The sequence below is a fragment of the Pseudomonas yamanorum genome (assembly GCF_013386765.1).
GTDB classification, from domain to species: domain Bacteria; phylum Pseudomonadota; class Gammaproteobacteria; order Pseudomonadales; family Pseudomonadaceae; genus Aquipseudomonas; species Aquipseudomonas yamanorum_A.
In genome coordinates, this window is record NZ_JACARE010000005.1 from 26,074 (window position 1) to 36,285 (window position 10,212).

Consider the following 10,212-nt stretch of genomic DNA (forward strand, 5'->3'; position numbering starts at 1 on the left):
AAAACAAATATGGGAGCGGGCTTGCCTGCGATGGCGGTGGTTCAGTCACATTGATATCGACTGATCCATTGCTATCGCAGGCAAGCCAGCTCCCACATTTTTAATCGCGCTGGGCTTAGTAACCGCGTTGGGTATCGGCCAGGTTTTCCAGCGGCAGATTACCCAGATATCTTTCCAGGTTGCCCAGAAAACTGTCCGCAATATCATGCCGGCTATTGGTCGAAATCGCCGACGTATGCGGCGACACCCTGACCCTCGGATGCCCGTACAGCGCATGCCCGTCCGGCAATGGCTCGGGCTCGGTCACATCCAGCGAAGCCAGCCCGATGTGCCCGCTGTCCAGGGCCTCCAGCAGCGCCTCATGATCCACCAAACCACCCCGGGCAATGTTGATCAGGTGCAGTCCTGGCTTGGCGCTGCCCAACACATGACGATCCACAATATGCCGCGTCGCTTCCGTCAAAGGCGCAGCCAGTACCAGGTGATCAGCGCGCGCAAACAGGTCATGAATATCCCGCGCCGCTTCCACGCCATCCACGTCAAAGGTTGCCTGGCTTTGTCGCAACGCCACCACCTTGATCCCCAACCCATGAGCTTTCTGCGCAAGGCTGCGACCAATCGCACCAAACCCCAGAATCCCCAAGGTAGTGCCCTTGAGCGGCCGTAACGGGGTGAACTGCCATTGCGAATCCTGCACCCAGATATCCGGCAAATGCTTGGCCGCCGCGAAGATCGCCGCCAGGGCGAACTCGGCGAGGTTTTCGGCGGCGCTGCCCCGTGAGGTGCTCACCGGCGGCCCGTTGAACAGCCATTTGGGGTAGAAATCGATGCCCGACGACACCACTTGAATCCACTGCACGCCATACGGCCAGCCCGGTGGCGGTGTGTCCGGCGCGGTGTAGCCACGCACGTTGATCGGCCGCGCGAGCAGGATATTGGCCTGGGGCGGCAAGTCGCTGGGTACGCCAGCGGGCACCCCGATCACCTCGGCACCGGGGTGCGTGAGGGCCAGGCGCTGGCGGATCACTGCGTTGAAATCTTCGTCCAGCTGGCTGGCGATAATCACCTGGCTCATGTGCGTTCCTTGTGTCGTTGTGCGAAGACGGCTTTGCCGACGCCTTGCAGCACCGCGTCGTTCTGCGGGGTATGTACGCGGCTGCACAACACGTCGCGGTAATGCCGTTGCAGCGGGCTATGGCGGGACAAGCCGGGATTGCCTGAGGCCTCGATGGCCAGCTCCACGGCGCGGATGGTGTTGCCGGTCACCAGGTATTTGATTTGCGCCGCATTGGCTGCCGGGGTGTGCCCGTCGGCAGCAGCGTCCAGCAGGCTGCGGTTGGCAAACAGCAGGGTGTCGATATGCCCGACGGTCTCCTGAAAGCGCGGCAAGGTCGACAGCGCGGCGCCGAGGTTGGAGGGTTTGCGCTGTTCCAGCCAGTCCACCAGCCAGTCGCGCGCTGCCTGGGCCACGGCGTCGTACACCGATGAGAGCAGCACTGACATCCACAAGAATCCGTCACCGTCGAGTTCCGCCTGGGGCGCGCTCCACGGGCTGACGCTGACCGCATGGTCCAACGGCACCAGCACGTTATCGAACACCACTTCGTGGCTGCAGGTAGCGCGCATGCCCAGGTGGTCCCAGGTGTCGATGATGCTGATGCCGGGGCTGTCCTTGGGCACCAGCCAGGCGCCTACCAGCGGGTCTTCATCGCTGCTGCGGGCCCACACGCTGAACCAGGTCAGGCCATGGCTGCCGGTGGAGTAGATCTTGCGCCCGCTGATGCGCCAACCGGCGGAGGTACGCCGTGCGACGGTCGCAGGCAGGCCGCCACGGGCCGGGGTGCCAAGATCCGGCTCGACCCGCAGCGCATTGATCAGCGCGCCATTGCGCACGGCGTCCTCGGCGACTTGGGTGCGCAGGGCAGGCGGCCAGGTTTTGCTGTCTTGCAGGCGGGTGTGTTGCAGGTACTGCATCACCAGGATCAACGCGGTGGAGGGCTCGCCCTTGGCGATGGCGCTGATGGCCTTGCGCGCCTGGGCCAGGTTGGCGCCGCCACCGCCCAACGCCTTGGGCACGGTCAGGGCGACGAGGCCGTGCTGGTGCAGCAGCTTGAAGTTGTCGTGGGGGAAGGCGCCGCTTTCATCGTAAAGGTGTGCGGTGGCGGCGAGCTGGGCGCTGAGGGTTTCCAGCAAGGCTTCGAAATTGGCCACTTCCACGGAGCGCAGTGAGGGTTGAGAAGAAAGGCTCATGGTCGGTTCACTCTGGATGGGTGTACACCGATCAATGTGGGAGCTGGCTTGCCTGCGATAGCGGAGTGTCAGCCGCTGAAAATGCAATCTGATACACCGCTATCGCAGGCAAGCCAGCTCCCACACTGGATCGTGTTCGTCTTCTAAATGGGCAGCAGCTTGAACTGCCGATCCCACAACGGGCTGACATCCAGCCGCTCGCTCAACACCCCGGCGTTGAAGAACAAATCCGCCACTTCCTGCTGCGAAGCGATGGCCTGGTCGTTCACCTCGATCACGCTGTAGGGCTGGCTGCGGTTGTTGTACACGTCGAGGAACACCGCTTTGTCCACCCCCAGCAACTTCGCCGATTTCTCGGCCCAGGGCTCGGGGTTGTTGTTCATCCATTCCAGGGTGCGCGCCTGGCGCTGCAGGTAATCCTGGATCGCCTGCTTGCGCAGCGGGTCTTCCAGGGCCGCGGGGCGGGCGCCGATCAGGTAGTTGCCGGAGAGGTAGCCGAGGGCGGTTTTCAATACCCGGGCGCCGCTGCGGAATTTCGCCAGCTGGATAAACACCCCGTAGATCACCCACGCGTCCAGCTGGCCGCTCTGGAACGCACTGAAACCATCCTGCGGCGTGAGCGCCACGGGGGTGATGTCGTTGAACGTCAGCCCTTGCTCCTTCAACGCCTTGATCAAAAAGTAGTGGGACGTGGTGGAGCGCACATAGCCCACGCGCTTGCCTTTGAGCTGGGCGATGGATTCAATTTTCGAATCCTTGGGAATCAGGATCACCTGGTTGTTCACGTCGCCTTGCAGCACCGCGATCAGCTTCGGTTCGCGGTGGCTCTGGATCGAAAAGATCGGCGGGATCTCACTCATGCCGCCAATGTCGAGGCTGCCCGAGGCCAGCGCTTCGACGATCAGGTTGCCGCCGGCAAACTCGGCGTAGTCGACCTTGTAGGGGGTGTTGGAAGTGCCGGCATCGTCGGTGAAGTACGAGTCCTGGCCACGGTAGGTGGCGACGGCAAGGGTCAGGTCCGAGAGCTTCGCAGTGCCTGCGAAAGCCCGTGGCACCAGCGAGGCAAGCCCCAGCGCACCAAGGGCAATCGAACTGGCACCCAGGAAGCCGCGACGATTGAACTGTCCCTGTTTGATCGTGTTCGTCATGGTCGGGTCCTGGTCAGATGGCAATCTGTGTTGGCTGCGATTCAAGGGCCGCGCTGTAGCGGTTGGACGGCACCTCCAGGCCAAGGTTGTCCCGCAGGGTGACGCCGCTGTATTCGCTGCGGAACAGGCCGCGCTGTTGCAGCACCGGCACCACCAGCTCGGTGAAGTACTGAAGGCCGTCCGGCAGCAGTGAATTGATGATGAACCCGTCGGCCGCGCCGGCTTCGAACCAGGTCTGGATCGCGTCGGCGACCTGCTCAGGCGTGCCGACAAAATCGCGCTTGGGCCGGGAAAAACGCAGGGCCACTTCCCGCAGCGTCAGGCCCTCGTCGCGGGCCAGTTGCTTGATGCGGTCGGAGCCGCCTTTCTGGCTGTTGGAGCCCAGGTCGCCCAGTTCCGGGAAGGGCTCGTCCAACGGGTACTTACTGAAATCGTGGTCATTGAACGGGCGGCCCAGGGCGACGATCGCATCTTCGACGGTCACCAGTTCCACCGCTTGTTGATAGCGACGTTCCACCTCGGCCTCATCGCGGCCAACAATCGGGCGGATGCCCGGCAGGATCGACAACTGATCGGCATCCCGACCAAAACGGCGGGCGCGTTGTTTCAAGTCCTGGGCGTAGGCTTTGGCTTCGTCGAAGGTCTCGGCGTGCACGAAAATCGCGTCGCTGTTCTCGGCGGCAAAATTGCGCCCGTCCTCGGAGGTGCCCGCCTGGAAAATCACCGGTTGGCCCTGGCGCGAGCGGGCGATATTCAGCGGGCCCTTGACCGAGAAAAACTCGCCCTTGTGCTCCAGCGCGTGCAGCTTGCCGGGGGTGAAGAACTCGCCGCTCTGCTTGTTGTAGGCGAAGGCATCGTCTTCCCAGGAATCCCACAGGCCCTTGACCACATTCACGTGCTCCTTGGCGATGCGGTAGCGCACGGCATGGGGCGGGTGCTCGGCCTTGCCGAAGTTGTCGGCGGTGCCGCTGAGCCACGAGGTGACCACGTTCCAGCCGGCGCGCCCGCCGCTGATGTGGTCCAGGGAGGCGAACTGGCGCGCCACCTGGAACGGCTCGGTGTAGCTCACGGTGACGGTCGCCACCAGGCCGATGTTCGAGGTCAAGGCCGCCAGGGCGGAAAGGATGGTCAGCGGCTCAAAGCGGTTGAGGTAGTGCGGGCTGGATTTCTCATGGATATGCAGGCTGTCGGCGATGAACACGAAATCGAATTTCGCGCCTTCGGCCAGTTGCGTCTGGTGCTTGTAGAACCCGAAGTTGACGCTGGCATTGGGTTGCGCCTGCGGGTGGCGCCATTCGCCCCAGCCGTGACCGACGCCGTGCACCATGGCACCGAGTTTCAGTTGGCGTTTGCTCATGATCGATCTCCTGTTAGCGGGAAGCTTGGGTAAGGGGGGCGCGCTTGGCGTTGAAGCTCTTGTCGAAGCCTGGGGAGACGTCGATGTGTCGGGTCAGCAGGCCTTCTTCCTGGTAGATGTCGGCGGTGGTTTGCAGGCCGCTGATCACCGAGTCGTCAATCGCCACCGGCTGCATATGGGTGGCGTTGGCCACGGCCACATGCACCTCCAGCGGCAGGCCGGTGATTTTCGCCATGGCTGCGGCGAACTCCTGCGGGTGGTCATTGCTCCAGCGGTAGGCGCGGTCGACCCGGGCGACGAAGTCATCCAGTTGCACGCGCTTGTCGGCGATCGCCTGGCTGGTGGCGGCGAGGTACAGATGATTGCTCAGCAGGTTGTTGCCGCTGGCGAGCACCCTGGCCTGGCTTTGGGAGGTGACCACCGTGGTGTAGGGGTCCCACGTCGACCAGGCATCGGCGGTGCCGTTATCCAGTACCAGGCGGGACTCGCTGGGCAGCAGGAAGATGAACTGCACGTCGCGGGTGGAAAGGCCGGCGCTGCGCAGCGCCTTGATCGCCAGGAAATGCCCGATGGAGCCGCGGGTGGTGACGATGCGCTTGCCTTTGAGGTCGGCGACGCTGTTGATCGGCGAATCTTTGGGCACGATGATCGCAGTGGTGTTGCGGCCTTCGGCGTGGATGATGCTCACCACCTTCAGCGGCGCACCGGCACCGAGGGCGAATACATAGGGCGCATCGCCCAGGGCACCGATGTCCACGGCGCCGGCGTTGAGGGCTTCGCCCAACGGCGCGGCGGCGGGGAACTCGGACCACTGGATTTCGTAGGGCACACTTTTGGTTTCGCCGGCGACTTCCAGCAGGGCCTTGATGGTGGATTTCTGGTTGGCCACCCGCAGGGGTTGCAGGTCGGCGGCCTGGCAGGTCGCGCCCAGGGTGAGGGCGGCCAGTAAAAGGGCAAGGGTCAAGCGCATCAGGCGGGCTCCAGGCTAAGTCTTGGGTTCAGTCGCCTCCGCCTGGAGAAGGGGTCGGCCGGTCGTGGGAAACGGGGCGAGCGGGCTCGCCCCGGGCAGTGTTCAGATCACGTAGAAACCGTGGGTACCGTCGCGGGCCAACTGGTCCACCAGGCCAAATTCCCAATCCAGGTAGGCCTGCATGGCTTCCCTCGGGTTGTCGGTGCCTTCGTACGGGCGGCGGTAGCGGTCGATGCGCGGCGAGGCGAGGCGGGTTTCGCCTTCTTCCAGGGGCAGTTGCGCGGCGATCCAGCTGGCGGTGCCGTCCTGCAGCAGGAACACGGGCTTGCCGGTCAGCGCTTCGACTTCGGCGACGGCCAGGCGCGCCAGTTGGCTGCTGCCGCAGGTCAGCACGTAGCGCTCGGCGGCGGGTACCTTGCGCAAGGCCTCTGGTAGTTGCGCGCGCAATGCCCACCATGCACCGGGAATGTGGCGCTTGACGTAGTTGGCGCTGGCGGTGAAATCCAGTACTGCGGTGTCGCCATGAGCCTGCCATTCGGCGAGGGTATGCGGGCTGATCAGCTCGGCCTGTTGCGGTGCCGGGACCGGGGCAACCCAGTTGCCCGTTGCACTGAAGTGCTCAGGCTGCAGGCCATCCAGCACATACACTTCCCAGCCCAGTTGCGCGAGCCAGGACGCCGACATGTTGGCCCGCACGCCGTCGTCATCTGCCAGCACCAGCCGGGCGCCACGGACGCTGGCGACGTGATCGGTTTCCTGCACCAGTTGGCCACCGGGTGTCGAGCGCGCGCCGGGCAGGTGGCCGGCTTCGAATTCTTCCGGGGTGCGAACGTCGAACAGGTAAGTGGTACGGGCGGCTTCCTGCTGCCAGCGGTGCAGGTCGGCGAGGGTGGCGCGGCCTGCGCGGGCCTTGTCGGCAACGTGGCGGGCGTCCTTGGCGGCGATCTGGCGGTGTGCTTCGGACGTCGGCGCAAAGCGGCGAGCCTGCCCGTGTTGCAGCTTTTGCCCGGCGAGGGTCCAGCCGATGGTGCCGTTGCGCAGGGCCGACACCGGGTTGGCGATGCCCGCATTGATCAGTGACTGGGTGCCGATGATGCTGCGGGTACGCCCGGCGCAATTGACGATGATGCGGGTGGCCGGGTCCGGCGCCAGTTCACGGGCGCGCAGCACCAGTTCGGCCCCGGGCACGCTGATGCCGGTGGGAATGCTCATGGTCTGGTATTCATCGAAGCGGCGGGCGTCGAGCACCACCACGTCGGCGTTGCTGTCGAGCAAGGCCTGGACTTCTTCCGCCGCAAGAGACGGTGTGTGGCGCTGGCTTTCCACCAGTTCGCCAAAGGATTTACTCGGCACGTTGACGTCGATAAACAGCTCGCCACCGGCGTTGCGCCAACCGTCCAGGCCGCCTTCCAGCAAGCTCACCTGGGTGTAGCCGAGCGCCTGCAAGCGCTGGGCGGCGATCTGCGCCAGGCCTTCGCCGTTGTCGTAGACGGTGACGTGGGTGTCCCGGCGCGGGATGCGCGAGTACACCTCCAGTTCCAGTTTCGACAGCGGGATATTCGCGGCGAACAGGGGGTGGGATTCGGCGAAAGGCGCTTCCTCGCGCACATCCACGAGGGCGACTTCTTCACGGTCCAACAGGGCCTGGCGAATCTGGGCGAAGGTGCGGTTCGATACAGTCATGGGGCAGGGCTCTCTTTGGACAAGGCGTCTTTGGACAAATCCCAGATGTTCGGGAGAAAGGCGTTGGAATAACCGGAGATGAACAGTTTCTCGCTGCCGTCCGGCTGGTACACGGCGCGGCGCACGGCACCGATATTGGCGCCGTAAACATGAATGCTGACGGACACCTGGTCGCTGAAGGCATTGCTGACTTGATGGATGTCACCGATCTTCGGCGACACGGCTTCCACCTGGCCGGGTTCCAGCTGGATACGCTTGCCGTCAGGGATCAGTGCCCCCTCGGCGTTACGCTCGAAGCCCTGGGAATACTCGGAACCCCGCAGCATGCCGATCAGCCCCCACACCCGATGGTCATGGATCGGCGTGGTCTGCCCCGGCCCCCACACAAAGCTGACGATGCTGAAGCGCTGGCGCGAATCGGCGTGCAGCAGGAATTGCTGATAACGCTCGGGGTTGGGTTGGGCAAACTCGTCCGGCAGCCAGTCGTCATGGCTCACCAGTTGCGCCAGCAGCTTGCCGCCACGGTGCAGCAGGTCGCCTTCGCGAGGGTTGCCGTCGATCAATTCCGCCAGGGCGCCAATGAATGCTCTGAGTCTCTCCGGGTGTCGGGCCTGGGTCATGACAATTCCATCGTGGGTGGTTCGTGGTGATGGGTTTATCTAAGCATAATGTTTATAGTTAATATGCTATTTTTTAATGATTAGGTTATAGCTGAAAGTAATTTAGAACCGGTTTGAATAGCGTTAGACGTTATCGATCCGCCCGTGGGCTATCCAGCCATCGGGATTGGAACTATGCTTTTCACACATCTTAATGACTGTTCTCTATGTGCGGCCCAAATGAAAATTGACGATATCGATGCCTTTGTCGAAGTGATTCGTTGCCAGTCCATCAGCCATGCCGCCGAGTCGTTGCAACTGACCCAGCCGGCCATCACCCGTCGCGTGCAGAACTTCGAGCAGGCGTTGGGGGTGGAGTTGTTCGACCGCAACACCAAGCCGCTCAAGCCTACTTTGATCGGTACGCGGGTGTATGAACAGTGCCGTTCGATCCTTCGGGAAATGGACGCCCTGCGCGAACTGGTGGCCACCGACGCACCGCCCACCGGCTTGCTGCGCCTGGGCGTGCCGCAAACCATCGGCGACGTGGTGCTGCTGGATGCCCTCAAGCACCTGCGCAACGAATACCCCGAGCTGCGGGCCCAGGTGGCTACCGGCTGGGGCAGCCAACTGGTGGGCAAGATCGAGCGCGGCGAACTGGACGCGGCGGCGGCGTTGTTCCCGGCGGGCAAGATCTTCCCGGACAACATCGTCGGCGAGTCCATCGGCAAGATGGAACTGGTGGTGGTGTGTGCCAAGGCCCAACTGCCGAAGAAGCCCTGCAAGCTGGCCGATGTGTACCAGAGCGGCTGGATCCTGAACCCGGATGGCTGCGGTTTCCGCGCCGGGTTGCAACGCACCTTGTCGGACCAGGGCCTGGCGTTGCGGGTCAACCTGGAGACCTTCGGCACCGAGCTGCAACTGGGCCTGGTGGCAGATGGCCTGGGCCTTGGCCTGGTGCCACGGCCGTTGCTGGAACGCAGTGCCCATCGCGATCAGTTGGCGGCCATGCCGCTGAAGGATTTCAAGCCGGTGATGGACCTGTGGCTGATCTACCCGCACTTCCTCGGCAACCTGCAAGGGCCGGTGGATGCGTTTGGCGAGTTGGTGGCGGCGTCGTTGCACAAGATCCGGAATGCGGCGTGATATGAAAAAAAATAATAATTAGCTTAGATTAAAATGTGCTTTTTATTATTTTTTGGCATCCCCTAGGCTTGTCTGGAAGTCCTTAAGGCCATCCAGGAAGTTTTGCCATGAGCAGCGTCACCTCGATCTCCAGTGTCTCGAACAACGTCCGCCAGCGGGTCACCCCGGAAGAGTGGGAGGTGCGCGTCAAGCTGGCGGCGGCCTATCGGCTGGCCGCTCTGTACAAGTGGACTGACCACATCTACACCCACTTCTCCGCCCGCGTGCCGGGGCCTGAGGAGCATTTTCTGATCAACGCCTATGGGTTGTTGTTCGATGAGATCAGCGCTTCCAACCTGGTCAAGGTGGACATCGACGGTACGATCGTCGATGACCCTACCGGGCTGGGGATCAATTACGCGGGCTACGTGATCCACAGTGCTATCCATGCGGCTCGTCATGACCTGCAGGCTGTGCTGCATACGCATACTCGCGACGGTATTGCGGTGTCGGCGCAGAAGGACGGGTTGTTGCCTATCTCTCAGCATTCCATCGGGTTCTCCGGGCGTGTGGCGTATCACGGGTATGAGGGCGTGGCGCTTGACCTGGATGAGCGTGAGCGGCTGGTGGCGGACCTGGGGGACAAGAGCGTGATGATCCTGCGTAACCATGGGTTGCTGACGGCGGGGGTGAGTGTGGAGCATGCGTTCCAGCAGCTGCAGGGGTTGGAGCGGGCGTGCAATATCCAGATCGCGGCGCAGGCGGGGGGGAATGCTGAGCTGATCTTTCCGCCGGCCGAGGTGGTGGCCAAGGTGGAGAAGCAGGCGCAGGTGTTCAAGAGCGGGGATGGGCCGGGGGTGGCGCGGCACTGGAATGCGTTGATTCGGCAGTTGGAGCGTACGGATACTGATTACAAGCTCTGAGGGTGTGGGACCGAGTACATATCCGTCGCGGCTAAACCGGCGTCCTGCCGGTTTACCCGCTCCTCAATCCCTGCGTTCGGCCTCGGGCTGAATGGGGCAGTCAGATCAAGATCAAAATCAAAAGCACGGCGGCCTGAAAGCCGACCTGAGTGTTAAA

Annotated in this window: 9 protein-coding genes; 2 read left to right on the forward strand and 7 right to left on the reverse strand. The window is 63.0% G+C overall.

Annotated elements, in window-relative coordinates:
- Nucleotides 1–115: 115 nt before the first annotated feature.
- From HX875_RS03165 to HX875_RS03195, 7 genes are all read right to left on the reverse strand, one after another.
- A complete protein-coding gene (locus HX875_RS03165; protein WP_177041571.1) occupies nucleotides 116–1,075 on the reverse strand; it encodes a D-isomer specific 2-hydroxyacid dehydrogenase family protein in 960 nt (319 codons plus the stop codon).
- Nucleotides 1,072–2,250, reverse strand: coding sequence for an acyl-CoA dehydrogenase family protein (locus HX875_RS03170; RefSeq protein ID WP_177041573.1), 1,179 nt, complete (start codon nucleotides 2,248–2,250; stop codon nucleotides 1,072–1,074). Before HX875_RS03170 ends, HX875_RS03165 begins: the two co-directional genes overlap by 4 nt.
- A 143-nt stretch (nucleotides 2,251–2,393) precedes the next feature.
- A complete protein-coding gene (locus HX875_RS03175; RefSeq protein WP_177041575.1) occupies nucleotides 2,394–3,398 on the reverse strand; it encodes an ABC transporter substrate-binding protein in 1,005 nt (334 codons plus the stop codon).
- Between the two features lie 13 nt (nucleotides 3,399–3,411).
- The gene (locus tag HX875_RS03180) at nucleotides 3,412–4,755 is read right to left on the reverse strand and encodes an LLM class flavin-dependent oxidoreductase (protein ID WP_177041577.1); all 1,344 of its coding nucleotides are present in this window, start codon (nucleotides 4,753–4,755) and stop codon (nucleotides 3,412–3,414) included.
- Nucleotides 4,756–4,768: 13 nt separating this feature from the next.
- The gene (locus HX875_RS03185) at nucleotides 4,769–5,725 is read right to left on the reverse strand and encodes an ABC transporter substrate-binding protein (RefSeq protein ID WP_177041579.1); all 957 of its coding nucleotides are present in this window, start codon (nucleotides 5,723–5,725) and stop codon (nucleotides 4,769–4,771) included.
- Nucleotides 5,726–5,827: 102 nt separating this feature from the next.
- The gene (locus HX875_RS03190; protein ID WP_177041580.1) at nucleotides 5,828–7,408 is read right to left on the reverse strand and encodes a rhodanese-related sulfurtransferase; all 1,581 of its coding nucleotides are present in this window, start codon (nucleotides 7,406–7,408) and stop codon (nucleotides 5,828–5,830) included.
- Nucleotides 7,405–8,028 (reverse strand): cysteine dioxygenase, encoded by a 624-nt coding sequence (locus HX875_RS03195; RefSeq protein WP_177041582.1) that lies wholly within the window; start codon nucleotides 8,026–8,028, stop codon nucleotides 7,405–7,407. Before HX875_RS03195 ends, HX875_RS03190 begins: the two co-directional genes overlap by 4 nt.
- A gap of 219 nt (nucleotides 8,029–8,247) precedes the next feature.
- On the opposite strand from HX875_RS03195, the gene HX875_RS03200 reads away from it, so the two are divergent.
- On the forward strand, nucleotides 8,248–9,153 hold the full coding sequence (locus HX875_RS03200; protein ID WP_177041584.1) for a LysR family transcriptional regulator: 906 nt from the start codon (nucleotides 8,248–8,250) through the stop codon (nucleotides 9,151–9,153).
- 107 nt (nucleotides 9,154–9,260) lie between these two features.
- Complete coding sequence (locus HX875_RS03205) at nucleotides 9,261–10,055, forward strand: class II aldolase/adducin family protein (RefSeq protein WP_177041586.1); 795 nt, start codon at nucleotides 9,261–9,263, stop codon at nucleotides 10,053–10,055.
- Nucleotides 10,056–10,212: the final 157 nt, after the last annotated feature.